We start from the raw sequence: 24200 nt of genomic DNA on the forward strand, positions 1-24200 counted from the left end.
CGGCAGGTTTAAGACCAGCGGCTAATCCAGCACGCCGCTACGGCGCCGTAGGTTTGAGATGCTGCCATTTCTTCACCCTCATTCCTGTGCTCGTCACAGGAATCCAGCCACCGCGCGTCCGCGCGTTGAATGACTCATGCGGCTTTGAAGGAAGTCTTCCGCGCCCAAGGACTTGGGCGCACTGGATTCCTGTGACGAGCACAGGAATGAGGGAGGAGAGGAAGGCGCCTTTCAAGCGCGCCAACCCCGACCGCCGCCCTCAAACGTCGAGGCTGACGACCTTTCCCGGGTTCATGATATTGGCGGGGTCGAAGGCGCGCTTGATGCGGCGCATCAGTTCGATTTCGATCGCCGGCCGGATCGCCGTCAGTTCGTCGCGCTTCAGCTGGCCGATGCCGTGCTCGGCCGAGATCGAGCCGCCATGGGCGAGCACCAGCCCATGGACGATATGGTTCATTTCGCGCCAGCGGGCGATGAACGCGGCCTTGTCGGCGCCGATCGGCTGGGAAATATTGTAGTGAATGTTGCCGTCGCCCATATGGCCGAAGGCGCAAATGCGGGCGCCCGGCATCGCCGCCATCACAGCTTTCTCTGCCTCGGCCATGAAATGCGGGATCTTCGACACCGGCACGGACACGTCGTGCTTGATCGAACCGCCTTCCGGCTTCTGCGCATCCGACATGCTCTCGCGCATGTGCCAGATCGCCTTCTGCTGGGCGACGGAGGCGGCGATCGCGGCGTCCAGCACCAGCCCGGCCTCGAAGCCCTGCTCGAGCACACCATTCATCATCCGCTCCGCCGTCTCGGCCGAATCCGACGTCGAGATGTCGATCAGCACATACCAGGGATAAGCCGCTTCCAGCGGGTCGCGCACGCCGTCGATATGGCGCGTGGTGATCTCGACGCCGAAGCGGGGCATCAGCTCGAAACCGGTGAGCGAGGTGCCGCAGAGGCTGGCGGCGAGATTGAAGAGGGCGAGCGCATCCTCGACCGAGCGCAGGCCGGCAAACGCGACCTGATGGCCGAGCGGCTGGGGAAACAGCTTCAGCACCGCGCCGGTGATGATGCCGAGCGTGCCCTCCGCGCCTATGAAGAGGTCGCGCAGGTCATAACCGGTATTGTCCTTCTTCAGGCGGCGCAGGCCATCCCAGATTTCGCCGGTCGGCAGCACCACTTCGAGCCCGAGGCACAGCTGGCGCATATTGCCATAGGCGAGCACGGCCGTGCCGCCGGCATTGGTGGAGAGATTGCCGCCGATGCGGCAGGAGCCCTCGGAGCCGAGCGACAGCGGAAAGAGCCGCCCATGCGCCTCGGCCGCCTTCTGCACATCGGCGAGGATGGCGCCGCCATCGGCGACCAGCACGTTCGCCACTGGGTCGACGTCACGGATTCTCGTCATGCGTTCGAGCGACAGGATGATGTCGGCCTGGCCGGTGCGCGGCGTCTGGCCGCCGACGAGGCCGGTATTGCCGGTCTGCGGCACGATCGCCGTTCCGGTCTCCGTCGCAAGCTTCATGATATCCGAGACCTCTTCGACCGAACCGGGCTTCAGCAGCAGAGGGGAAGTGCCATGATAGAGCCCGCGGTTTTCGATCAGATGCGGCGCCAGATCGGCTTCGCCGCGAAGCGCATATTTATCGCCGACGATTGCGGCGAAACGGTCGAGAAGATCGGTGGAAATGCCGGGGCTGCTCATCAGGTCGATCCTAATCGCTTCTATCAGCTCTGTCAGTCGCGGGGCGCGGCGGCCCTTTGCAGGCGGTCGTTGATTGCTTCGCCGAGGCCGTCGTCCGGAATGGGCGAGAAGGCGATGCTCGCAGCGCCGCTGGCATCGGCCCGCTTCATATAGTCGAAAAGATTGGCAGCGGCCTCCGCCAGGTCACCACGCGGGCTGAGGTCGAGGACGATGCGCGCCGCGCGCGCACCTTCGACCGCCGCGCTGCCGAAGGCGATCAGCGCTTCGCCGGGTTCCACCGCCGTCGCGTTGAGGCGCACGCTGGCGCCCGGTGCATAATGCGAGGCGAGCATGCCCGGCGCCTCGATCGCCGCCGATGCCTTTTTTGCGCGCAGCAGCGGCTTGCCCGCGACACGCTCGATCTCGCGTGCCGCCAGTCCGCCGGGGCGAAGCAGCCGCAGCCGGTCGCCCTCGGCCTTGATGATGGTCGATTCGACACCGACGGCGCTCGGCCCCGCATCGAGGATCAACGGGATTCTCGCGCCGAGATCGGCCTCGACATGAGCCGCACTCGTTGCGCTGATGGCGCCTGACGTATTGGCGCTCGGCGCTGCGAGCGGCCGCCCGAAGGCACTGATCAGGCTGCCGGCAAAGCCCTTGGGCACACGCACGCCGACGCTGTCGAGACCGGCGGTCGCCAGCGCGTGGATCGGGCTTTCAGCCTTCAGCGGCAGCACGAGCGTCAGCGGGCCGGGCCAGAAGGCTTTGGCGAGCGCCCGCGATACGGGGTCGAACTCGGCATGCTGTTCGGCCATCTCAAGATCGGCCATGTGGCAGATCAGCGGGTTGAAGCGCGGCCGGCCCTTTGTCTCGTAGATGCGGGTGATGGCCGCCGGATTGGTGGCGTCGGCCGCAAGGCCGTAGACGGTCTCCGTCGGCATGGCGATGGCAAAGCCGTCGGAAAGAGCGGCACAGGCCGCTTCGAGCGCCGCCTGCCTGTTTGCCCCGATATCGATAATTCGTGCCATGTGCTGCCCGTGTCTGGTTCCGGCAGTCATTAGGCTTTCCGTCGCCGACGATCAATCGCGTTTATAGCTGCCGGATGATTTCGCGCAGCTGTTCGTTGCGGGCCCCGAGCAGCAGGATGTTTCGGATCGCCGCCTGCGGATCGTGGGTGCGAAAGAGCAGCCCATTGCCGCGCACGGAACGGTCGATCGTCATCTTCTCGGAGGACTCCTCACCCGGCTTGATCGCGACGGCGAAATACATCCGGGAATAGCCGACGTCGATCCGTTCGAAGAAGTTGTCGTTGTCGCCGATTTCGGAATAGAAGTTGGCGATGTAGAAGGCCCAGCTCACCTCTTCGTAGCGGGCGAATTTCGTGCGGGCTGCGGTGACGTGGCAATAACCCAGATGCGGGCTGTCCTCCAGCGTCCGGTGAAAGATCATCTTCGGAAACTGGATCGAGTGATGGAAGCCGTTGATGTGCTGATGCGTCTTCTCGCCGGCCGCTTGCAGCTTGCGGCCGGTCTTTGCGGCGACCTCGTCATGGGTGAGGTAGCGCCTTTCCTCAGCCAGCCAGTGGCGCCGGTCGCGGGGGATGCGGCCGGTGCGCAGGAATTCGGAATGCGCGGCGACCAGTGGCCGCTCCTGCGGCCGGATTACTTCTTTCGCGTCGAAATAGCGGAGTCTGGCCATGGTTTAGCGCTTCGTCGGTCTGAGGTCGAAAGCAGGATAAGATCGTATGCTTAATGCGATGTTAAGAAGCGGCCGGCGCATCAGGTGGAAGCCGGCGATGTCGTAAATGCGACAATCGTCGATATCGGAGAGCCGCTCTCTTTGCCGATCCGGTCTTTACGCAATGTCGCAAATGGCGATAATTGCCCGCAGAGTCGGACGATCGGATCGACGGGGAGGGCATCTTGAAGCCCCGGCGCGTCCTGTCGTCAATTTCGAAGCCGATGTCGCATTACAACTAAGCGGCAGGAATGCCAGGTGATTAAATGGCGTCATGAACAATTCTCCCGCAGGAGAAGGAAGCAGGCGCGCTTCCATAGCCTTCGGCTTGAAGGCGGCAGCCGGGTGCACGAGGACATGAAGATGGATATTCGCAGCAACGTTTTACGTCAGCTCAAGAACCGCCGCGAGGGTTTCAGCCTCGAACAGCCGTTCTACACCGACGAGGATTACTTCAAGCTCGACATGGAGATGATCTACTACCGCGACTGGCTGTTCATCGGCCATGATTGCGAACTGCCGAAGCCGGGCGCCTATTTCACCGTGCAGATCGGCAGCTATCCCGTCGTCATCGTCCGCGGCCGCGACAATGTCATCCGCGCCTTCCACAACAGCTGTCGCCATCGCGGCTCGCGCGTCTGCACGAAGGAGCATGGCTCTTCCGTGCGCCTCGTCTGCCCCTATCATCAGTGGACTTACGATCTCGACGGCAAGCTCGCCTTTGCCCGCCACATGGGCGACGATTTCGACAAGTCGGGCTTCAACCTGAAGCCCGTCCATTGCGAGAGCGTGGCAGGCTACATCTTCATCTGCCTCGCCGACGCTGCCCCCGATTTCAAGCCGGTGCGCGACAAGATCGAGCCCTATATGGCGCCGCACCGGATCGGCGAGACCAAGGTCGCTTTCCAGAGCACGATCATCGAGAAGGGCAACTGGAAGCTCGTCTGGGAAAACAACCGCGAGTGCTATCACTGCGCCGCCAATCACCCAGAACTCTGCCGCACCTATCCCGAAGCCCCGAGCGTCACCGGCACCGACGGCGGCGCCGACGATCCGGAGATCGCCGGCCATTGGGCGCGCTGCGAGGCCGCCGGCCTGCCGAGCAAGTTCCAGATTTCGCCGGACGGTCAATTCCGCATCGCCCGCATGCCGCTGATCGAGGACGCCGAAAGCTACACCATGTCGGGCAAGCCCGCCGTGCAGCGCCGGATTTCCGACGATATCTCGATCAGCCATATCGGCACCATGCTGCTCTTCCACTACCCGACGACGTGGAACCATCTGCTCGGCGACCACGCCATCTCCTTCCGGGTGCTGCCGCTCAGCGCCAACGAGACGGCGGTGACGACCAAGTGGCTCGTCCACAAGGACGCCGTCGAAGGCGTGGATTACAATCTCGAGGAACTGACCCACGTCTGGACCGAGACCAACGACCAGGACCGCCGGATCGTCGAGGAAAATGCCTTCGGCATTCACTCGCCCGCCTATGAGCCCGGTCCTTATTCCGCCCTGCACGAAGGCGGCGTCATGCAGTTCCTCGAATGGTATTCGAACTTCATGGTGAACCGCCTGCAGGGTGAAACGGCGAAAATCTCCGCCGTCGCCTGAGCGCGCCAATTGAGCCCGCTTTCCAAAAGCGGCCCGTTCCGGCCGCTTTTGGAACCATTTTCTCCCGAAAGCGTTGCAGGACCAAGCGGTTATCGCTGCTGAATGGAGAGAAAGAAATGATCGGCCTGAGAAACAAAATTGCGACCGCGGTACTGGCCGCCGCTGTCGTGCTGACGGGCTTCGTGCCGTCGCAAGCAATACAGATGCCGGCCGCGCCGCAGGTTGAAAAAACCTCGGCTGTCGAGAATGTCCAATATTACCGCGATTATTATCGGCCGTACCGCCGGGATTATTACCGGCCCGGCTATCGCCCCGGCGCCTACTACCGGCCGGGTTGGTATGGTGGCTATCGCGGCTATTCCTACTACCGCCCGGGCTATCGCCGCTATAACGGCTACTGGTATCCGCTGGCCGCCTTCGGCGCCGGCGCCGTCATTGCTGCTCCGCGCTACGCCGCGCCCGCGCCGCGCATGGGTTCGGCCCACGTCGCCTGGTGCGCGAACCGCTACCGGTCCTACCGCGCATACGACAACACCTTCCAGCCTTATAACGGCCCACGGCAGCAGTGCTATTCGCCTTATTGATAGGTCCCGAATGCTGCCCCTCACCCTTCCCCTTTCCCCGCAAACGGGAGAGGGGAAGGGCCAAACGTGGGGCGCGAAGCGGAGGGCCGTGGCATTGAAGGAACAGCGCACAAACTCAGTGAACGACGGTGATTACCGGAATGCCTGCTTCCTTTGCGGCACGGATCAGCGCTTCCCGCGCGTCCTCAGCCGGAACATCCCCATGGATCGCATCACGGCACACCATGATAGCTGTAAGATATTCCTCCCCATCGTCGAGGGGCCAGCAGGCGGTCAGCATTTGGGCCGCCTCCCAGAGGCTCGCGACGAGCTTGTATTTTTCCGGCCCGTTCACGACGAGCATCAGAGGGCAAAATTCTCCAGGTGTGTGCCACTTCATGACATTAGACCTCCACACGGTGAACATATTAGTAACCGTGCAAGATCCGTTCCGGGCGAGGTGGCGGCATGAAACTACTGATCACGCGGGCATCGATGTCTGAGATTGCCCGCCATCGCCGAGGCCATAATCAGATGGTCAGAGCGTCGCAATGCTGACAGTGGCCGCGTCCCAGATGGGTTCAGCCACGTCTCCTAGTGCGCCAACCGCTGCCGGTCCTCTCGCACCACGAGAACACGTTCAAGCCCTATAATGGGCCGCGCCAGGAGTGCAATTCTCCATCTTGGACAGAGGCTGTTTGCCTGGGTCAAGACACGTGGCTCGACCTAGGCAAGCGTGCTGGCAGGCCGATAACGGGCCAATTCGGCTGCGGTTTAAAGAATATTCACCCGCCGCAGCAGCCACCAGGCGAAGGCGATCGAGCCGATGATCAGGATGAAAGCATATTCCGTGCCGTAGTCGCCGACCGAAAAGGGCAGGTTGGCCGTGTTCATGCCGAAGAAGCCGGTCACCAGCGTCGGCGGCAGCAGGAAGGCGGTCATGATCGACAATAGATAGAGATGGCGGTTGGTCTCGGAGGATTGTTTCGAATCGATTTCTTCGTGCAGCAGGCGGGCCCGATCCTGCAGTGCATAGATATCGTGGTCGACCGTTTCCAGCCGGCTCGTCAGCCGCCTTGCCACATCGTCGAAGCCGAAGGGCATTTCGTCTTCGTCGGCCGCCGCGGCGCGGCGCATCAGCGCCAGAACGGTGCGAAGGTGCCGATGCAGCCGGACCACGGTCCGCCGGACCGGCGCCAGCCGCCGGCGCTCGTCGCGCGGCGCGTTGTCGTAGACGATGTCTTCGATCTGGTTCAGCTCTTCGGTGAGTTCGATGACGATCGTGATGAGGGTGCGCTGGAACTCGATGACCAGCAGTTCGAAAAGATCGACCGGCCCCGAAAATTTGCCGGGGTTCTTCTCGATCAGCGCCCGTGCCCGCTCGACGCTGCGCAGCGGCTGCAGCCGCGTGGTGATGATGAAGCGGTCGGACATGGCGAAATGCAGCCAGCCAAGATTGTTGGTGTCCTGGGCGAAATCGCGCTGGCAGTCGACGAGCGTACCGTAGAGCATCTGATCGTCGACGGTGATCGCCGCATGCGTGTCACGTGTCGTGAGCGCCGATTTTGCATCCTCCGTCAGCCCGGTGAGGGTCTCCAACAGGGCCGGTACGCGGGCATCGACGAGGTTGAGGTGCAGCCAGTAAAAACCATCATCGGCGGTCAGTTCCGCCACCGTCGCACTGTTGTTCAATCGCACCGCGGTTTTTTCGTCGGGCGAGAAGCGATAGGCCCAGACGAAACCGGGTATGTTGACGGGCAATGTATCCATTGTTCGCCGGTCCTTTGCGAAGGCGAAGTCATTTCTTTAGAGTTTCTCCATGACGGTCAATTGCGCAAGGGTGCAAGAAGAAAGCGCCATGCCGGGCGCGAATATCGCATGATCGCCCGCGAAATCGAAATTGACGTTTACGTAAAAATCAATTAGCCCTTGCCTCGGAGGGGCTTTGCCGGATGCGAGCCGGTCCCACGGAGGAGAATGCATGTACAAGGCGCCCATCGAAGAAATTGCCTTCACGCTGAAGCATGTAGCCGGCATGGGCGAGGCGATTTCGAACGGAGTTTTCGGAGACCTCGGCGAAGATCTCATTGACGCCATCCTGGCCGAGGCGGGACGTTTTGCCACAGAAGAAGTGGCGCCGCTCGCCGAGATCGGCGACCGCCAGGGCGCTCGTCTGGAGAATGGCGAGGTCCGGCTGCCGGATGGTTGGTGCGATCTCTATCGCCATTGGATCGCCGGCGGCTGGAACGGCCTGACCGCGCCGGAGGCTTTCGGCGGCCAGGCGCTGCCGCATATGCTGAATGTCGCGGCGCTGGAAATGTGGAATTCCGGCTCGATGGCCTTCGCGCTCGCGCCGACGCTGACGATGGGCGCCATCGAAGCGGTCAGTACCCATGGCAGCGCCGCGCTGAAGGAGAAGTATCTGGCAAGGATGGTGTCCGGCGAATGGAGCGGCACCATGAACCTGACGGAGCCGCATGCCGGCTCCGATCTCGGCGTCCTCAAGGCCCGCGCCGAACGCCGCGATGACGGCAGCTACCGCCTCTTCGGCCAGAAGATCTTCATCACCTGGGGCGAACACGACGCGGCCGACAACATCATCCATCTCGTCCTGGCCCGCCTGCCGGATGCGCCGGCCGGCACGCGCGGCATCTCGCTCTTCCTCGTGCCGAAGTTCCTGGTCAACGACGACGGTTCGCTTGGGCCTCGCAACGACCTCTTCTGCCATTCGCTGGAGCACAAGCTCGGCATCCACGGCTCGCCGACCTGCACGATGATCTATGGCGACGGCCGGTTCGGCGATGAAAAGGGCGCCGTGGGCTGGCTGGTCGGCGAGGAGAACAAGGGGCTGGCCTGCATGTTCACGATGATGAACAATGCCCGCCTGGCCGTCGGCATGCAGGGCGTGGCGATTGCCGAGGCCGCCACCCAGAAGGCGCTTGCCTATGCCGGGGAACGCACGCAGGGAAGGGCGCCGGGCTGGACCGGCGCCGGCATGAGCCCGATCGTCGAGCATCCCGATGTCGCCCGCATGCTGCTGACCATGAAGGCGCTGACGCAGGGGTCGCGGGCCATCGCTTATGCCTGCGCCCACGCGATCGACATGTCGCACCGGGCAGGCGGGGATAGCCGCCATTGGCAGGAGCGCGCCGCGCTGCTGACGCCGATCGCCAAATCCTTTTCGACCGATGCCGGCGTCGACGTCGCCTCGCTCGGCATTCAGGTGCATGGCGGCATGGGCTTCATCGAGGAAACGGGGGCGGCGCGTTATCTGCGTGATGCCCGCATCGCGCCGATCTACGAGGGCACCAACGGCATCCAGGCAATCGACCTCGTCACCCGCAAGCTGCCGCTCTCCGGCGGCGACCAGGTCAAGGGTTTCATCGCCGAGCTCAAGCAGATCGTCGAGAGTGTGCGCCGTTCGAATCTCGGTGGCTTCGGTGAGACGGCCGCAAGGCTCGATGTCGCCATCGTCGATCTGGAACAAGCGACCGCCTGGCTCCTGAAGGCGCAGGCAGAGGAGAGGGCCGCTGACGCGCTCTCCGGCGCCACGCCCTATCAGCGCCTGTTCGGTCTCGTGCTCACCGGCTGTTATCTCGCCAAGGGTGCGCTCGCCGAGAGCGCGGATGGCAGAGGCGAGGGCCGCATCTCGCTCTGCCGCTTCGCCGCCGAAAACCTACTGGCCGAGGCCGCGGCCCTTCGCGACCGGGTGGTCAACGGCGCCGCAAGCCTCGCCGCCGCTCGCATCCTGCTTGCCTGAGGAAACCACATGACCGATCACATCGTCGTCGAGCAGCCTTCCGCCCATCAAGGCGTCCAGCTCATCCGCTTCAACCGGCCGGAAAAGAAGAATGCTTTTACGCGGGCGATGTACCGCACCATGGCCGATGCGCTGAATAACGCCAATACGGACGCGAATATCAGGGCGACCGTGTTCCTCGGCACCGAAGGCAGCTTTTCCGCCGGCAACGACATAGGCGATTTTCTGGCCGCCGCCACGAGCGGCAGCATGGGAGAGGAACTGATCGATTTCCTCTATGCGCTCGTCAGATCGGAAAAACCGCTGGTCTCCGGGATAGACGGCCTGGCGATCGGCATCGGCACGACCCTCAACTTACATTGCGACTTGACGATTGCTTCCGACCGCAGCCAATTCCGCACGCCCTTCGTCGATCTGGCGCTGGTGCCGGAAGCGGCGTCCAGCCTGATTGCTCCGCGCATTATGGGACACCAGCGGGCTTTTGCCATGCTCGCTGCCGGAGAGGCCTTCAGCGCCGAGGAGGCGCGGCAAGCCGGACTTATCTGGAAGGTGACGACGCCGGAAGCAGTTGAAAGCCAGACGCTGGCGGTCGCCGCAAAGCTTGCCGCCAAGCCGCCCGAGGCGCTGCGCATCGCCCGTGAACTCCTCCGCGGCCCGCAGCAGGAAATTATCGCCCGTATCGATGACGAGGCTCGCCATTTCTCAGCCCGGCTGAAAAGTGCAGAGGCGCGGGCCGCTTTCGAAGCTTTTATGCGACGTTGAGCCCCTATAATCTCATGGTTTTTGCTGAGATCTTAAGCTCCTTTTAAGTATAAGCTAAATAACTAGAGCGCGACGGATTCCCTCGGCCGTCCGGGCGCATGATGTGCTTGACCCCCTTGTTCAAATTCATCCAACGGTGCCGCCGCCCACTTGGCAGCGTGCTTTACCGTTGCGCCCCCGAATCTATTTGAAGGAGTGCATGGCGTGACAAAGAAGACCAATTTGATGACGCGCATCCTGGTTGCAGCGTCTGTCGTAGTCCTAGCTGCTTTCGCCGCCTTTTCCTATTACATCGATCACGTTCAGCGTAGCGTGACCACCGCTTCGATCGAAGCGAATATCAAATCCTCGGGTGAGCAGGCCGCCCACAGCCTCGCCAACTGGATGAACGGGCGCGTCATCTTGACCGCCATGGTCGGCGATGCTGTTGGCAAGGCAGTCGATCGTGACGGTGTTCGCAAGGTTCTGCAGAACAACGTGCTTGCCACCCAGTTTGTCAGCACCTACCTCGGCGATGAGCAGGGCGTCTTCACGTCGTGGCCGGACCTGCCGCTGCCGGCGGATTACGATCCGCGCAAGCGTCCCTGGTATCAGGATGCCGTCAAGGCAAACGCCCCCGTGCTGACCGAACCCTATACTGACGCATCCAGCGGCAATCTCATCATCAGCTCTGCCGTTCCGGTTTCCCGCGATGGCAAGCTTGCCGGCGTTGCTGCCAGCGATTTCTCGCTGGAAACCATGGTCAAGATGATCAAGGAGATCAATCTTGGCGGGCAGGGCGAGGCTTTCCTCGTTAATAACAGCGGCCAAATTCTCATCCACCCCGATGCGAAGCTGGTAACGAAGACGCTGGCCGATGCCTTCCCGACGATCACGCCGACGATCGGCGGCAGCCTTACCGAAACCGAATTTGCCGGCAAACCGGTGCTGGTGTCCTTCGTGCCGGTCGAGGGTCTTCCGACTGTAAAGTGGTATCTCGGCTTCGTGGTCGACAGCGACAAAGCCTTCGCCACGCTCAACCAGTTCCGCATCGCAGCCCTTGTCGCCACGCTCCTTGCCGTCGGCATCATGATTGCCGCCATGGCATGGCTGTTGCACGGCTTCGTCATCCGTCCGATCACGGCGATGACCGCTGCCATGCAGAAGCTTGCCGCCGGTGATCTTTCCGCCGCCATTCCAGGCGAGGAGCGCCGTGATCAGATCGGCTCGATGGCGGAGGCCGTTGCCGTGTTCAAGGCGAATGCTGTCGACCGGGAGCGCTTGGAAGACGAAGCCGAGCAGGGCCGTTCGCTGACGGAGCGCGAGCGCCGGGAACGCGAAGCGCAGAAAACACGCGAAGCGGCGGAGATCCGCAATGCCGTCGATGCGCTTGCCGGCGCGCTTGGAGCACTTTCCGAAGGCAATCTTGCCCATCGCATCGAAACACCCTTTGCCTCTCACCTCGATCGCCTTCGCAGCGACTACAACACGTCTGTCGCCAAGCTGGACGCTGCCCTCCTGGCCGTCGGCAGCAATGCCCATGCAATCGACGCTGGAGCGACGGAAATCCGTACCGCTGCGGACGGCCTTGCCCGCCGCACCGAACAGCAAGCGGCCTCCGTCGAGGAAACGGCTGCCGCTCTGGAAGAGATCACCACGACCGTCAAGGATACTGCTCGCCGCGCCGAAGAGGCCGGCAGCCTGGTTGGCTGCACACGCAACGACGCCGAACATTCGGGCGAGATCGTCAGCAAGGCCGTCGATGCCATGACCGGCATCCAACAGTCCTCGGAGAAGATCTCAAGCATCATCGGCGTTATCGATGATATTGCCTTCCAGACAAACCTGCTGGCGCTCAACGCCGGCGTCGAAGCCGCACGCGCTGGTGAAGCCGGCAAGGGTTTTGCCGTCGTTGCCCAGGAAGTGCGCGAACTGGCCCAGCGTTCGGCCCAGGCCGCCAAGGAAATCGAAGGTCTGATCACGACTTCGAATGCTCAGGTTCGTTCAGGCGTCACACTCGTCGGCGATACCGGCAAGGCGCTGCAATCGATTGTTGCGCAGGTGCAGGAAATCAGCCGCCACGTCGAGGCCATTGTGATCGCCACGCGTGAACAGTCGACGGGCCTCGCCGAGATCAACGCTGCCGTCAACACAATGGATCAGGGCACCCAGCAAAATGCAGCCATGGTCGAGGAACAGACGGCCGCCAGCCATGGTCTTGCCCAGGAGGCCGCGAAACTGATGCGGCTTCTGGCGCAGTTCAAACTCGGCGCTCAGGAAGCGTTGGCTGTCCGCCGCGCCGCTTGAGAAGGCTATCTTCGGAGATGCCCGCGCTCGCCGCGGGCATTTGCGATTGCCGAATGGCGCCGGTTACTTCTCCAACGTCGCCACCACCTCGACATGCGAAGTCCAGAGGAACTGGTCGATCGGCGTGACGCCGGTGATGCGGTAGCCGCCCTCGACAAGGATCGCCAGATCGCGCGCCAGTGTCAGCGGATTGCAGCTGACGGCCGCGATTTTCTTGACCGCCGAGCGGGCAAGCTCCTTGCATTGGAACTCCGCGCCGGCCCGCGGCGGATCGAAGACGACCATGTCATAGGGCTTGAACTCCTGCGTCATCAGCGGACGACGGAAAAGATCGCGCTTTTCGACCGTGACAGGCTTCAGGCCTTGCGTTTTGCGGGCGGCCTGATCGAGGGCCGCGAGCGCCTTGGCCTCGGCTTCGACAGCATGGACGCGGCCGATCTGCGCCAGCCGCAGCGAAAACGTGCCGGCGCCGGCAAAGAGATCGGCGATCCGCTTGGCCTTGCCGGCATGGGCAAGCACCAGCTCCGCCATCGCCTCTTCCGCCGGCTTGGTCGCCTGGGCGAAGCCGCCAGCCGGCGGTGACACGGACACGCCGCCGAAATCGATGAGCGGCTTCGACGGCTCGACCAGGATTTCGCCGTTCACCGTAACGCGGGCGATGCCGCGCAGGCCGAGCACCGTCTCGATCGCTTTGCGCCGCTGCGCGTCCGACAGTTTCTTCACCTCGTCGGCGGCGACATCGAGGCCGGAAAGAGTTTCGAGCACCGCGATCCGGAAGGGTTCGGCGCTGGTCGCGAGCGAAGCGGCGATCGCCTTGATCGCCGGCAGCCGCGTGACGATCCCGGCCGAGGAGATCGGACATTCCTCGATGGCGACGATATGATGGCTTTCGGCTTGGTTGAAGCCGATCAGCATGTCCTTTTCGGTCTTGCGCGCCGCAAACACGACGCGCCGGCGCTCGCCCGGCCGAGCCGGAACGATCTCGCCGACTTCCGCTGTCAGCCCCTTCGATCTCAGCGCGTCGACGACTAGCTGGCGCTTGAAGGCGCGGTAGGGGGCATCCGCCAGATGCTGCAGCGTGCAGCCGCCGCAGGTTCCGTTGACGCCGTCAGGGCCGAAATGCCGGCAGGGCGGCTCCTGCCGGTCGGGCGAAGGTGTTGCGATCGACATGATCGTGCCGTGGCTTTTGACGCGCGCAATCGCCACCGTTTCGCCGGGCAGGGAAAAGGGTACGTAGACGGCCCCGCCGGCGCCGCCGGCGATGCCGTCGCCCTGGGCGCCGAGTTTCTCGATCGTGACGGTTTCGGTGCTCACGGTTTTAATCCTGCCAGAAGGAATTCCTGATTGCCGTCGCCGCCGGCAATCGGGGAAGGGATGAGGCCGAGGCTCTTCCAGCCCCTATCCTCGGTGAACCAGCGCTGCAGTTCGGAGGCGACGGCGGGAGCGGATGCGGGGTCCTTGAGGAGCCCGCCCTTGCCGATCGCCTCGCGCCCGGCCTCGAATTGCGGCTTGACGAGCAGCACGGCGACCGCACCCGGCCCGGCCAGATCAAGGGCCGGAGCAAGCGCCAGCTTCAGCGAGATGAAGGAGACGTCGGAGACGATGAAGGTGGCGGGATCGCCGATATCCTCTGCCGTCAGGTTGCGGGCGTTGAGGCCTTCCTTGTTCGTCACTCGCGGATCGCCCGAAATGCGCGGGTGCATCTGCCCATGGCCGACATCGATCGCGGTGACATGCGCGGCACCGCGCTGCAGCAACACCTCGGTGAAGCCGCCTGTGGACGCGCCGATATCTAGACAGTGGTGGCCGGCCGGATCGAGCCGGAAATGGTCGAGGGCGGCGGCGAGCTTCAACGCGGCGCGCGAGACGTAATCCTGTGCCGGATCGTCGATCTCGATAGCGGCATCGTCGCCGAAGAGCGCGCCGGCCTTGGTTACCACTTGGCCGCCGATCCGGACGGTGCCGCGCTGCACGGCGTCGCGCGCCCGCGAGCGGCTGGAAAAGAGGCCGCGGGAGACGAGAAGCTGATCGAGGCGCTGGCTGTTTTGATCCGACATCGGCTGTGAATGACCGGCAAAGCCGCCGCTTGCAAGCATTTTGTTCCGGCGCGGTTGTTGCAGGCAATTCGTCAGATGCACGATTTAAGCAAATTTAAAGCCTGCCCGCATAGGTTCGGCACGATTGCAGCGGTTCGTCCGGACCGCTTCGTGCCATGAGGGCGCAGGCGTCTTCCGCCGATCATGTTTCCGATTCCAGTCTCTGCGGTTGCGCCTTTTGCGCGGCCGTCTCTCGCCGCGTCGACTGTCGCCAGGAGAAATTCACCGATGTCCGCTAAAAACATATCCTTGAACGGGAAGCTTGCGGCCACGTTCGCAGCCCTCATTCTCATCTTCATGTCCGTTTCGGCTTTCGTCTATTCCAAGGCGACGGCATCGGCGGTCGCTTCCGCCGAGCAGGAAAAATCCGAGCTGCTCGTCAACCAGATCGACGACGCGCTGCAGGCAATGCTCGAGCAGGCGGTCAACCTGCGCGGCTTCATCCTCTTCCGCAGCGACAGCACCTATGGCGATGTCTTCGCCAATCGCGAGCGCATGCTGAAGGCGATTGCCGCCGCCAAGCAGACGGCATCAGGCGAGCCGCAGCTCATCGAGATGATCGACGGCATGCAGAGGGCCGCCGACCTTTATTTCCATGAACTTGCCGAGCCGCAGACCAAGGCGCGCAAGGAGACCGACATGCCGATCGAAGAGGTCGTCAAGATCGGCGTCAACGCCACCAAGGGTCAGCTCGACGGGTTCCGCCAGGCGTCCGCCAAGATCAAGGCCACCGCCCGCGAAAAGTCGAATGCGCTCGCCGCGGTCCGGGCCGATGCCAACAGCGATCTGAAGATGACGCTGCTTGCAGGCGGCATCGTCGCCTCGCTTGCCGCCGCCGTTCTGGCCTGGCTGATGTCGCGCACGATCGTCCGCCCGGTGGTCGGCATGACCGCGGCCATGGATCGCCTCGCCAGCGGTCAGAACGATATCGAGGTTCCGGCTGTCGAACGCGGCGACGAAATCGGTCGCATGGCCCAGTCGGTGCTGGTCTTCAAGCAGGCGGCGATCGAGAAGCTGCGCCTTGCCGGTGAAACCGACCGTATGCGGGATGACGCCGAGCGCCAGCGCCAGGCAAGCGATGAGCAGAAGGCGCGCGAGGAAGGCGAGCTCCGCCATGCCGTCGACGCCCTGGCCGGTGGTCTCGCCGGCCTTGCCATCGGCGACGTCGCCGCCCGCCTCCAGACACCGTTCGCACCGCAATATGACAGCCTGCGCAACGACTTCAACAATGCCGTCGAAAAGCTGCAGGCCGCCCTCCAGTCAGTCGGCCGCAACGCCTCGGCGATCAATGCCGGCGCCGGTGAGATCCGCTCAGCGGCAGATGACCTTGCTCACCGCACCGAGCAGCAGGCTGCCGCCGTCGAAGAGACCGCCGCAGCGCTCGAGCAGGTGACGACCACCGTCCGCGACAGCGCCAAGCGCGCCGAAGATGTCGGCAATCTCGTCGAGCGCACCCGTCTCGGCGCCGAGAAATCCGGCGATGTCGTCCGCAAGGCGGTCTCCGCCATGCAGCAGATCGAGAAGTCCTCGGGCGAAATCTCCAACATCATCGGCGTCATCGACGATATCGCCTTCCAGACCAACCTCTTGGCGCTGAATGCAGGCGTCGAGGCGGCGCGCGCCGGTGAGGCGGGCAAGGGCTTTGCCGTCGTCGCCCAGGAGGTGCGCGAGCTCGCCCAGCGTTCCGCCAAGGCGGCCAAGGAAATCAAGGACCTGATCACCAATTCCGGCACCCATGTCCAGACCGGCGTCACGCTGGTCGGCGAAACGGGCAAGGCACTGGAAGCGATCGTTGCCGAGGTGCAGGAGATCAACCGCAACGTCAACGCGATCGTCACCGCGACGCGTGAACAGTCGATCGGCCTGCAGGAGATCAACACCGCCGTCAACAACATGGATCAGGGCACGCAACAGAATGCGGCGATGGTCGAGCAGCAGACCGCCGCAAGCCATGCGCTTGCCCAGGAAGCCAGCGCGCTGGACGAACTGCTGCGCCAGTTCAAGCTCGGAACCGAGCTTGCCGCTCCGGCCCAGAGGACGGCAGCCGCAACGCCGGCCTCCCGCCCCGTCGCCTCACCGGCCCGCGCGCTCGCCAGCAAGGTCACCAAGGCCTTCGGCGGCAGAGAGGTAAGTGCGGCGGTTGCGGTCCAGGAGGACTGGACGGAGTTCTGAGCGGAAGGGATGTTGAATGAAAGGGGCGGTGCAGCAATGCGCCGCCTTTTTTATTGAGAGGACCTGCCGTGTGGCCCCCTCATCCGCCCTACGGGCACCTTCTCCCCGCTGGGGAGAAGGGGGAATCGAGACGTCCCCGCAAATCTCTTCTCCCCTCGGGGAGAAGGTGCCGGCAGGCGGATGAGGGGCTACAAGGCACACCCTCAGCCGATCACTTACCCCGCCACTCCAACGGCAACCCCGCGTCCCAGCGCCCGGAACACCGTCGAAACGATCCCGGCGCGATCCAGCCCGGCATGGGCGTTCATCGCTTCGGGCTTGGCCTGTTCCATCCAGATGTCGGGCATGACGAGCGAACGGATCTTCAGCCCGTTGTCGAGCAGGCCCTCGCTCGAAAGATACTGCATCACCTGGCTGCCGAAGCCGCCGACCGAGCCTTCCTCGACGGTGATCAGCATCTCGTGGTGACGGGCGAGCTGGCGGATCAGTTCGCGGTCGAGGGGCTTGGCGAAGCGGGCATCGGCGACCGTCGTCGAAAGACCGGCGGCATCGAGGTCCTCGGCGGCAAGCAGACAGTCGGCAAGCCGGGTGCCGAAGGAGAGCAGCGCCACCTTGGTGCCTTCCTTGACGATGCGGCCCTTGCCGATCTGCAGGATTTCGCCGCGCGCCGGCAGGTCGACGCCGACACCTTCGCCGCGCGGATAGCGGAAGGAGATCGGGCCGGCATCATAGGCGGCCGCCGTGCGCACCATGTGTTTCAGTTCGGCCTCGTCGGCCGCCGCCATCACCACGAAGCCGGGCAGGGTCGCGAGGAAGGCGGTATCGAAGGAGCCGGCATGGGTCGGCCCGTCGGCGCCGACGAAGCCGGCGCGGTCGATCGGGAAACGCACCGGCAGACCCTGGATCGCCACGTCGTGCACGACCTGGTCATAGGCGCGCTGCAGGAAGGTGGAGTAGAGCGCCGCAAAGGGCTTGTAACCTTCGGCCGCAAGGCCGGCGGCGAAGGTCACCGCATGCTGCTCGGCGATGCCGACATCGAAGCAGCGGGACGGAAAGGCTTCGGCGAGCTTGTCGAGGCCGGTACCATTCGGCATGGCGGCGGTGATGCCGACGATCTTGTCGTCGAGAGCGGCTTCCTGCACCAGCGCTTCGGCAAAGACGCTCGTATAGCTCGGCGCATTCGGCTTGACCCGCGCCTGCGCGCCGGTGATGACGTCGAACTTGTTGACGCCATGATATTTGTCGGCCGCCGCTTCCGCCGGCGGATAACCCTTGCCCTTCTGGGTGACGACATGGATCAGCACCGGGCCGCGTCCATTGTCGCGCACGTTGCGCAGCACCGGCAGCAGGTGCTCGAAGGAATGCCCGTCGATCGGCCCGATATGATAGAAGCCCATCTCCTCGAACATCGTGCCGCCGGTGACGTAACCGCGCGCATGTTCGACGGCGCGGGTGATCGCCCGGTCGATGTTCTTGCCGAGATAGGCCGTCAGTTTCTTGCCGAAATCGCGGAAGCCCATATAGGTGCGGCCGGAGGCGAGGCGGGCGAGATAGGCGCTCATCGCCCCGGTCGGCGGCGCGATCGACATGTCGTTGTCGTTGAGGATGACGATGAGGCGGGCGTCGAGGGCGCCGGCATTGTTCAGCGCCTCATAGGCCATGCCGGCCGACATCGCCCCGTCGCCGATGACGGCGATGACGCGGCGGTCTGCCTTGTCGAGATCAGCTGCAATCGCCATGCCGAGGCCGGCAGAGATCGACGTCGAGGAATGCGCCGCCCCGAAGGGGTCATATTCGCTTTCGGCCCGCCGGGTGAAACCGGACAGCCCATTTTCCTGGCGCAGCGTGCGGATCCGGTCGCGCCGCCCGGTGAGGATCTTGTGCGGATAACATTGATGGCCGACATCGAAGATCAGCCGGTCGTTTGGCGTGTCGAAGACGCTGTGGATGGCGATCGTCAGCTCGACCACGCCGAGGCCGGCGCCGAGATGACCGCCGGTGCGCGACACCGCGTCGATCATTTCGTCCCGGACTTCGCGGGCGAGCTGCGGCAGGTCGCGATCCTCGAGCTTGCGCAGGTCGGCGGGGTAGATGACCTGGTCGAGCAGGGGGGTCTTCGGCAGTTGTGTCACGGGCGGGCGCTCTTTCTTGCTTTTCCTTGTTCCGCTTTATTCGATTAGATCGGGGCAAAACAAGTGCATTTCAGGAACCGAAGGTTTTCACCTTAGAGCATGGCGGAAAAAAGTGTGAGCGGTTTCGGAAGATATCACTTTCTATTTCTGTGAGTTGCATTCGCCTGTTTTGCCGAGGCGATCGGCGCGCGGACAGCTGGCGAGCCGCTTGAATATGACACGGAATGGTAGCAATGTGGTCGCTCTGGCTGGGGGAGCAGGTCATGGGAACGATTGTTGCAGCGCATGCCTATGTCAACAACGAGGTCGCCTATGTGGCCTGGGACATAGACGCCAAGATCGACGGATGCCTTGGGTTCGAAGTCGTCCGCGTCTATCTCGATGAGCAAGGAAACGTGTCGACGAGGCCCGATGGCAGCGAGGACCGGGTGACCTGCGCCGCCTGGGTCGCCTTCAAGGGGCAGCGCAATCCGCATTGGCTGCCGCAGACCACCTCGCTCTGGCCGGTGCAGAAGCTGTCCTGGCGCGATCTGACGCTGCGCAAACGGCGCAACGAGATGAGACGGCGGCCCGACGAGGTTCGTGTGCGTTACGAGATCCGCCCGCTCGGCGACCTGAAGCCCGGCATGCCGGCAGCGCCCGATCCGACGCCTGAGATCGTCGAGATCAACAAGCGGGATGAGAATGGCAGGCCGATCAAGAAGCTTGACGGAACCTTCGAGAAAATCGCGGTCAAGGCCTATGAGGGACCGCCGCGGCCGCTCGGTTATCTCGGGCCGGCCGTCGCCTCCAATCCGGTGCATGTGACGCGCAAGCGGGGCCAGTTCGACTCCACCTTCACCAACGGCATCCTCGCCGCCCAGTGGCTGCGAAACGTCCTCCTGGAGGACGGCGTGAAACAACCGAACGAGTTGATCGAGATGATTTCCACGCCGTCGAACGGCATCCGCAAATATCTTGCCGGCGATGTCATTCCGATGCTCAGGGATTTCATGAACGCGCCCGGCCGTTTCCTCGTCGCCCTCTACGAGCTGGAGGACAAGGAATTGCTGGAGCTGCTCCTTGCCAACAAGGACAAGCTGCGCATCATCCTTGCCAATACCGGAAAGGTCGGAGACGATTGGGATGTGCGCAATCGTGAGGCGCGGGAGGCGCTGATCGCGGCCGGCGTCGAGATTCACCACCGGATGTTCAACAATTCCAGCCAGATCGGCCACAACAAGTTCGTCGTCCACATCCCGCCCGGCGGCGCCGATCGCAGCGTCTTCACCGGCAGCACCAACTGGACGGCCACCGGCCTTGCCGGCCAATCCAACAATGCCTTGATCGTCAGGAACGACGCGGTCGCAGCCGCCTATATCTCCTATTGGGATCGGATGCTGGAAGACAATGCGACGCTGGAAGCGCCCGTTGAATTCGACGACGGCATGCCCGACAACCAGCAGAGCAAGGCGTTCCGCCGCTCGAACGAGATGCCGTCCATTGTGCCCACCGCCAACGGCGCTTCCGTCGAAGCGTGGTTTTCGCCAAACATGCAGAGCCGAAGAAAGGGCAAGGAGACACCGCCCGACCTTCGCGAGGTCTACCGGTTAATGCGACGCGCCGAGCATGCCGTGCTGTTTCTGGCCTTCTATCCCGGCCAGTCCGGCAGGGATTGCATCGTCGGCGAGGCGATCGACATCGGCCTCAAAGATCAGAAGCTGATCGTCACCGGCGCCGTTTCCAGCCCGCAGGCCATGCCCAATTATGTCGCCGGCAAGAAGAACGATCCCGACGACGAGGACGACGACATCGACGCTGTCTCGCCCCACACGTTCGACGAGGCCAATGTCTCGATCGTCCGCGCCTCGCGCATCGACGACCGTCAGCTCCTGGCTGATTTCGGGGCGGAAGAGCTGACCGCAAAAAAGGTCGGCGCCATCATTCACGACAAGGTGCTGGTCGTCGATCCCCTCTCGGACGAGTGCGTGGTCGTCCTCGGCAGCCATAATCTGGGTTTCAAGGCCTCCTACGCAAATGACGAGAACATGCTGATCGTCAAAGGCGACCGCGCGCTTGCCGAAGCCTATGCCGTCCATATCCTCGATGTCTACGACCACTATCGCTTCCGAGCGGTCGAGGCGGAGCTGAAGCGTCAGGGCAAGAAGGGCTGGTCGGGCTTTCTCAACGTCGACGACAGCTGGCAGGACGGCTACGTCAACCGCACGAAGGGAGCACTGACGCGCTATTTCGCGAAGGGATGAAATTCCGGGAGAGGTTGCCGGCGGCGCGGTGGCGCCGTCACCCTTCCGGCAGAGGCACGAATTCCTCTTCGTCGCCCGGCACGATATCGAAGCGGCCGGTGCGCCATTCCTCCTTGGCCTTTTCGATCCGCTCCTTCGACGAGGAGACGAAATTCCACCAGATATAGCGCTTCGAAGTCAGTGCCGCGCCGCCGAAGAGCATCAGATGGCAGCCGTCGGCGCCGGCTTCCAGCGTGATAGGATCGCCGGGCCGGAAGACCAGCAACTGATCGGCGGCGAAGCGATCGCCTGCGATGACCACCTCGCCCGACAGCACGTAGACGGCGCGCTCCTCATGGCCGGCGCCGAAGGGAAAGCGGACGCCCGGCTGCAGGTCGAGATCGACATAGAGCGTGTCGGAGAACGTGCCGACCGGCGACGTCATGCCTTCAAACGAGCCGATGACGACGCGCCCGCGCACGCCGCTCGCCTCGATCAGCGGCATGTCCGCTTTTTCCGTATGGGCAAAGGAGGGATCGATCTCCTCCTTGTCGTCGGGAAGTGCCAGCCAGGTCTGCAGTCCCGACATCAGCAGCGGGTGGCCGCGCAGATTGTCCGGTGTGCGCTCGGAATGCACGATGCCGCGGCCCGCCGTCATCAGGTTGATATCGCCGGGACGAATGACCTTTTCGGTGCCGAGGCTGTCGCGATGGCGGATCTCGCCGTCGAAGAGGTAGGTAACGGTCGACAGGCCGATATGCGGATGCGGCTTAACGTCGAGCGCCTCATTGGGCTTCAGGATCGCCGGTCCCATGCGGTCGAAGAAGATGAAGGGCCCGACGAGCCGCCGCTGCCGCGTCGGCAGCGCGCGCCGCACCTGGAAGCCGCCGATATCGCTGCTGCGCGGAATGATCAGGTTCTCGATCGCATCACAGGCGAAGGCATCGCCGGGCAGGGGATCTTTACCGGGAAAGAAGGACATGAGGGATCTCCGCTTGCAGGGACGTCGACCACAGATAGTCCCTGCAGCACCGCGCGTCCAACAGGATGTGCCGAAGAGGCTCCAGGATGTCAGATCGCGGTGAAGCCGTTATCGACGAAGAGATGAGCGCCATTGACGAAGCTCGATTCATCGCTGGCGAGATAAAGGGCGGCCCGCGCCACGTCTTCCGGTTCGCCGATCCGTCCCTGCTGCGCGGCGATCGCGGCATCCGAAACATCGACGCCGAGCGCCTGCAGGTCGGCGACCTCGCGCAGCCCGTGCGGCGTGCGGATGAAACCGGGGCAGACGGCGTTGCAGCGAATGTTTCGGTCGCGGAACTCGACGGCGATGGCGCGGGCAAACATGTGCACCGCGCCCTTGGTGGTGTCGTAGAGCACTTCCATCGGGGTGGCGGCGACCGCCGAGATCGACGAAGTGCAGACGATCGATCCGCCGCCGGCGGCAATCATCTTCGGCAGCACCGCCTTGGTCATCAGGAACATCGAGCGCACATTGACTGCGTGCAGCCAGTCCCATTCCTGAAGCGTCGTCTCCAGGAAAGGCTTGATGACGATGGTGCCGGCATGATTGAAGAGCACGGTTACCGCGCCATAGCGTTCCTCGACGCCGGCCACGGCAGCATTGACGGCTGTTTCGTCCGAGACATCGGCGGTCCAGCAGTCGGCCTCGCCGCCGGCATCACGGATCTGTTTCACGGTCTCGGCGGCAGCCTGGCCATTGCGGTCGATGATCGCCACGCGGGCGCCCTCGGCCGCAAACAGCTTCGAGGCGGCGCCGCCCATGCCCGTCGCGCCGCCCGAGATGATGGCGACCTTGCCCTTCAATCTGTCCGTCATTGTCTGTCCCCTCGTGGCTCCGGAAGGGATCATAGATCGACCGAAAGCCGATCGCCAAGCGTCTTCAAATGCAGCGTTCGCTACGCTCAGGCGCCATCAAGCGGCTCGACGCCCTGCGGCTTGCCAGCGCGGTCGAGCCTGATCTTCTCGATGCGGTTTTCGGCCGCGGAAAGCAGCGTCTCGCAATGTTTCTTCAGCGCTTCGCCGCGCTCATAGATCTCGATGGATTCATCCAGCGCCACGTCGCCGCGTTCCAGCCGGGCGACGATGCTTTCGAGTTCGGCGACCGCCTTTTCGAAGGAAAGGCCGGACACTTCCGGCTTGGCGCTGTCAGTCATTCTCAACCCTTCATCATTCTGAGAATATGCATGCCCGCCGATTCGGCGAGGCCCTCGAGATCATAGCCGCCTTCGAGCAGGCTGACGACCCGGTTCTTCGCGTGCCGGTCCGCCAGTTCGAGAACGCGCCCGGTTGCCCAGTCGAAATCCTCGCCCGTCAGGTTAATCTGCGCCAGGGGATCGCGGTGATGCGCGTCGAAGCCGGCGGAGATGATGATCAGATCCGGCCGGAAATCGTCGAGCGCCGGCAGCACGCGCGATTTGAACGCTTCGCGGAAATGGTCGCTGCCGACATTCGGCGAAAGCGGCGCATTGACGATGGTATTGTGCTTGCCCTTCTCCTCCTTGGCGCCGGTGCCGGGATAGAGCGGCATCTGATGCGTCGAGCAGAACAGCACCGAGGCATCGTCCCAGAAGATGTCCTGGGTGCCGTTGCCGTGGTGCACGTCCCAGTCGACGATGGCGACGCGTTCGGCGCCATGCCTCTTCTGCGCATGGCGGGCGGCGATCGCCGCATTGTTGAAGAAGCAGAAGCCCATTGCCGTCATCTTCTCGGCATGATGTCCAGGCGGGCGGGCGGCGACAAAGACATTGTCGGCCTGGCCGGAAAAGACGTCATCGACAGCCGCCATCGCCCCGCCGATGCCGGTCAGCGCCGCCTGCAGGCTTTTGACGCTGGCATAGGTGTCGGCTTCGAGCTGGTTGATCCGATCTTCCTCCTCGGGGATTTCCCGCATGACGGCCGTCAGATGCTCTTCCGGATGGGCGAGCAGCACGGCATCCTCGCTCGCCTGAGGCGCCTGACGGCGCTCCAGCCGCTCGAAATTCGGATGTTCCAGCGCGACATTGATGGCGCGGATCCTGTCGGACCGCTCGGGGTGGCCGGAGGGCGTCACATGCTCCAGGAAAATCGGGTGTTCGTAAAGACGGGTGCTCATGGAGACACTCTATCGATCGCTTATGTCATGTTCCACAGCAGATGGGGCATCGCCTGATGATTTCAACAAGCG

Annotated in this window: 20 protein-coding genes; 8 read left to right on the forward strand and 12 right to left on the reverse strand. The window is 63.4% G+C overall.

Going from position 1 to position 24200, the window contains the following annotated elements; translation table 11 throughout:
• Window positions 1-259: 259 nt before the first annotated feature.
• The 3 genes from J0663_RS13215 to J0663_RS13225 all read right to left on the reverse strand — a co-directional run bounded on the left by J0663_RS13215 (window position 260) and on the right by J0663_RS13225 (window position 3373).
• Window positions 260-1696 (reverse strand): FAD-binding oxidoreductase, encoded by a 1437-nt coding sequence (locus J0663_RS13215; RefSeq protein WP_207240770.1) that lies wholly within the window; start codon window positions 1694-1696, stop codon window positions 260-262.
• Window positions 1697-1728: 32 nt separating this feature from the next.
• Window positions 1729-2703 (reverse strand): L-threonylcarbamoyladenylate synthase, encoded by a 975-nt coding sequence (locus J0663_RS13220; RefSeq protein ID WP_207240771.1) that lies wholly within the window; start codon window positions 2701-2703, stop codon window positions 1729-1731.
• A 61-nt stretch (window positions 2704-2764) separates the two neighbouring features.
• Window positions 2765-3373 carry a DUF6656 family protein gene (locus tag J0663_RS13225; protein ID WP_085777171.1) on the reverse strand — a complete coding sequence of 203 codons (609 nt, stop codon included), beginning with the start codon at window positions 3371-3373 and terminating at the stop codon, window positions 2765-2767.
• 402 nt (window positions 3374-3775) lie between these two features.
• On the opposite strand from J0663_RS13225, the gene J0663_RS13230 reads away from it, so the two are divergent.
• Window positions 3776-5020: an aromatic ring-hydroxylating oxygenase subunit alpha gene (locus tag J0663_RS13230; RefSeq protein ID WP_207240772.1), complete on the forward strand. Its 1245-nt coding sequence runs from the start codon at window positions 3776-3778 to the stop codon at window positions 5018-5020.
• Between the two features lie 116 nt (window positions 5021-5136).
• Window positions 5137-5604 (forward strand): BA14K family protein, encoded by a 468-nt coding sequence (locus J0663_RS13235; protein WP_168300709.1) that lies wholly within the window; start codon window positions 5137-5139, stop codon window positions 5602-5604.
• Window positions 5605-5719: 115 nt separating this feature from the next.
• On the opposite strand, the gene J0663_RS13240 is transcribed toward J0663_RS13235, so the two are convergent.
• Both J0663_RS13240 and J0663_RS13245 read right to left on the reverse strand, forming a co-directional pair.
• Window positions 5720-5983 carry a DUF982 domain-containing protein gene (locus J0663_RS13240; RefSeq protein ID WP_168300710.1) on the reverse strand — a complete coding sequence of 88 codons (264 nt, stop codon included), beginning with the start codon at window positions 5981-5983 and terminating at the stop codon, window positions 5720-5722.
• Between the two features lie 374 nt (window positions 5984-6357).
• On the reverse strand, window positions 6358-7353 hold the full coding sequence (locus tag J0663_RS13245; RefSeq protein ID WP_207240773.1) for a transporter: 996 nt from the start codon (window positions 7351-7353) through the stop codon (window positions 6358-6360).
• Between the two features lie 211 nt (window positions 7354-7564).
• Here J0663_RS13245 and J0663_RS13250 point away from each other — a divergent pair, with 211 nt between their 5' ends.
• The 3 genes from J0663_RS13250 (at window position 7565) to mcpU (ending at window position 12391) form a co-directional block, all read left to right on the forward strand.
• On the forward strand, window positions 7565-9343 hold the full coding sequence (locus J0663_RS13250; RefSeq protein WP_207240774.1) for an acyl-CoA dehydrogenase family protein: 1779 nt from the start codon (window positions 7565-7567) through the stop codon (window positions 9341-9343).
• A 9-nt stretch (window positions 9344-9352) separates the two neighbouring features.
• Window positions 9353-10105, forward strand: coding sequence for a crotonase/enoyl-CoA hydratase family protein (locus J0663_RS13255; protein WP_207240775.1), 753 nt, complete (start codon window positions 9353-9355; stop codon window positions 10103-10105).
• 204 nt (window positions 10106-10309) lie between these two features.
• The gene (gene mcpU / locus J0663_RS13260; protein ID WP_207240776.1) at window positions 10310-12391 is read left to right on the forward strand and encodes a methyl-accepting chemotaxis protein McpU; all 2082 of its coding nucleotides are present in this window, start codon (window positions 10310-10312) and stop codon (window positions 12389-12391) included.
• 63 nt (window positions 12392-12454) lie between these two features.
• On the opposite strand, the gene J0663_RS13265 is transcribed toward mcpU, so the two are convergent.
• Entirely contained in the window at window positions 12455-13705 is a 1251-nt protein-coding gene (locus J0663_RS13265) for a class I SAM-dependent RNA methyltransferase (protein WP_207240777.1), read from the reverse strand.
• The gene (locus J0663_RS13270; protein WP_207240778.1) at window positions 13702-14448 is read right to left on the reverse strand and encodes a TlyA family RNA methyltransferase; all 747 of its coding nucleotides are present in this window, start codon (window positions 14446-14448) and stop codon (window positions 13702-13704) included. Before J0663_RS13270 ends, J0663_RS13265 begins: the two co-directional genes overlap by 4 nt.
• A gap of 9 nt (window positions 14449-14457) precedes the next feature.
• Between J0663_RS13270 and J0663_RS13275 the strand changes: the two genes are divergently transcribed.
• Window positions 14458-14607 carry a hypothetical protein gene (locus J0663_RS13275; protein WP_207240779.1) on the forward strand — a complete coding sequence of 50 codons (150 nt, stop codon included), beginning with the start codon at window positions 14458-14460 and terminating at the stop codon, window positions 14605-14607.
• 108 nt (window positions 14608-14715) lie between these two features.
• Window positions 14716-16659: a methyl-accepting chemotaxis protein gene (locus J0663_RS13280; RefSeq protein WP_207240780.1), complete on the forward strand. Its 1944-nt coding sequence runs from the start codon at window positions 14716-14718 to the stop codon at window positions 16657-16659.
• 215 nt (window positions 16660-16874) lie between these two features.
• Here J0663_RS13280 and dxs read toward each other — a convergent pair whose 3' ends face one another.
• Window positions 16875-18791 carry a 1-deoxy-D-xylulose-5-phosphate synthase gene (dxs, locus tag J0663_RS13285; protein WP_207240781.1) on the reverse strand — a complete coding sequence of 639 codons (1917 nt, stop codon included), beginning with the start codon at window positions 18789-18791 and terminating at the stop codon, window positions 16875-16877.
• A gap of 263 nt (window positions 18792-19054) precedes the next feature.
• On the opposite strand from dxs, the gene J0663_RS13290 reads away from it, so the two are divergent.
• A complete protein-coding gene (locus J0663_RS13290; protein ID WP_207240782.1) occupies window positions 19055-21034 on the forward strand; it encodes a phospholipase D-like domain-containing protein in 1980 nt (659 codons plus the stop codon).
• Window positions 21035-21071: 37 nt separating this feature from the next.
• On the opposite strand, the gene J0663_RS13295 is transcribed toward J0663_RS13290, so the two are convergent.
• From J0663_RS13295 to J0663_RS13310, 4 genes are all read right to left on the reverse strand, one after another.
• Window positions 21072-21995 carry a pirin family protein gene (locus J0663_RS13295; RefSeq protein WP_207240783.1) on the reverse strand — a complete coding sequence of 308 codons (924 nt, stop codon included), beginning with the start codon at window positions 21993-21995 and terminating at the stop codon, window positions 21072-21074.
• An 89-nt stretch (window positions 21996-22084) separates the two neighbouring features.
• A complete protein-coding gene (locus J0663_RS13300; protein WP_207240784.1) occupies window positions 22085-22852 on the reverse strand; it encodes an SDR family NAD(P)-dependent oxidoreductase in 768 nt (255 codons plus the stop codon).
• A gap of 86 nt (window positions 22853-22938) precedes the next feature.
• Complete coding sequence (locus J0663_RS13305) at window positions 22939-23190, reverse strand: exodeoxyribonuclease VII small subunit (protein ID WP_003545921.1); 252 nt, start codon at window positions 23188-23190, stop codon at window positions 22939-22941.
• Window positions 23191-23192: 2 nt separating this feature from the next.
• On the reverse strand, window positions 23193-24128 hold the full coding sequence (locus J0663_RS13310; RefSeq protein ID WP_207240785.1) for a histone deacetylase family protein: 936 nt from the start codon (window positions 24126-24128) through the stop codon (window positions 23193-23195).
• Between the last annotated feature and the right edge of the window lie 72 nt (window positions 24129-24200).

It is taken from the genome of Rhizobium lentis, from assembly GCF_017352135.1.
Classification (GTDB): domain Bacteria; phylum Pseudomonadota; class Alphaproteobacteria; order Rhizobiales; family Rhizobiaceae; genus Rhizobium; species Rhizobium lentis.

Coding starts and splice junctions, on each gene's coding strand:
- J0663_RS13230 (WP_207240772.1), top strand. CDS start 3,776: ATGGATATTCGCAGCAACGTTTTACGTCAGCTCAAGAACCGCCGCGAG.
- J0663_RS13250 (WP_207240774.1), top strand. CDS start 7,565: ATGTACAAGGCGCCCATCGAAGAAATTGCCTTCACGCTGAAGCATGTA.
- J0663_RS13275 (WP_207240779.1), top strand. CDS start 14,458: ATGACCGGCAAAGCCGCCGCTTGCAAGCATTTTGTTCCGGCGCGGTTG.
- J0663_RS13220 (WP_207240771.1), bottom strand. CDS start 2,703: ATGGCACGAATTATCGATATCGGGGCAAACAGGCAGGCGGCGCTCGAA.
- J0663_RS13225 (WP_085777171.1), bottom strand. CDS start 3,373: ATGGCCAGACTCCGCTATTTCGACGCGAAAGAAGTAATCCGGCCGCAG.
- J0663_RS13295 (WP_207240783.1), bottom strand. CDS start 21,995: ATGTCCTTCTTTCCCGGTAAAGATCCCCTGCCCGGCGATGCCTTCGCC.
- J0663_RS13310 (WP_207240785.1), bottom strand. CDS start 24,128: ATGAGCACCCGTCTTTACGAACACCCGATTTTCCTGGAGCATGTGACG.
- J0663_RS13305 (WP_003545921.1), bottom strand. CDS start 23,190: ATGACTGACAGCGCCAAGCCGGAAGTGTCCGGCCTTTCCTTCGAAAAG.
- J0663_RS13300 (WP_207240784.1), bottom strand. CDS start 22,852: ATGACGGACAGATTGAAGGGCAAGGTCGCCATCATCTCGGGCGGCGCG.
- J0663_RS13270 (WP_207240778.1), bottom strand. CDS start 14,448: ATGTCGGATCAAAACAGCCAGCGCCTCGATCAGCTTCTCGTCTCCCGC.
- J0663_RS13280 (WP_207240780.1), top strand. CDS start 14,716: ATGTCCGCTAAAAACATATCCTTGAACGGGAAGCTTGCGGCCACGTTC.
- J0663_RS13245 (WP_207240773.1), bottom strand. CDS start 7,353: ATGGATACATTGCCCGTCAACATACCCGGTTTCGTCTGGGCCTATCGC.
- J0663_RS13215 (WP_207240770.1), bottom strand. CDS start 1,696: ATGAGCAGCCCCGGCATTTCCACCGATCTTCTCGACCGTTTCGCCGCA.
- J0663_RS13290 (WP_207240782.1), top strand. CDS start 19,055: ATGGGAACGATTGTTGCAGCGCATGCCTATGTCAACAACGAGGTCGCC.
- J0663_RS13240 (WP_168300710.1), bottom strand. CDS start 5,983: ATGAAGTGGCACACACCTGGAGAATTTTGCCCTCTGATGCTCGTCGTG.
- J0663_RS13235 (WP_168300709.1), top strand. CDS start 5,137: ATGATCGGCCTGAGAAACAAAATTGCGACCGCGGTACTGGCCGCCGCT.
- J0663_RS13255 (WP_207240775.1), top strand. CDS start 9,353: ATGACCGATCACATCGTCGTCGAGCAGCCTTCCGCCCATCAAGGCGTC.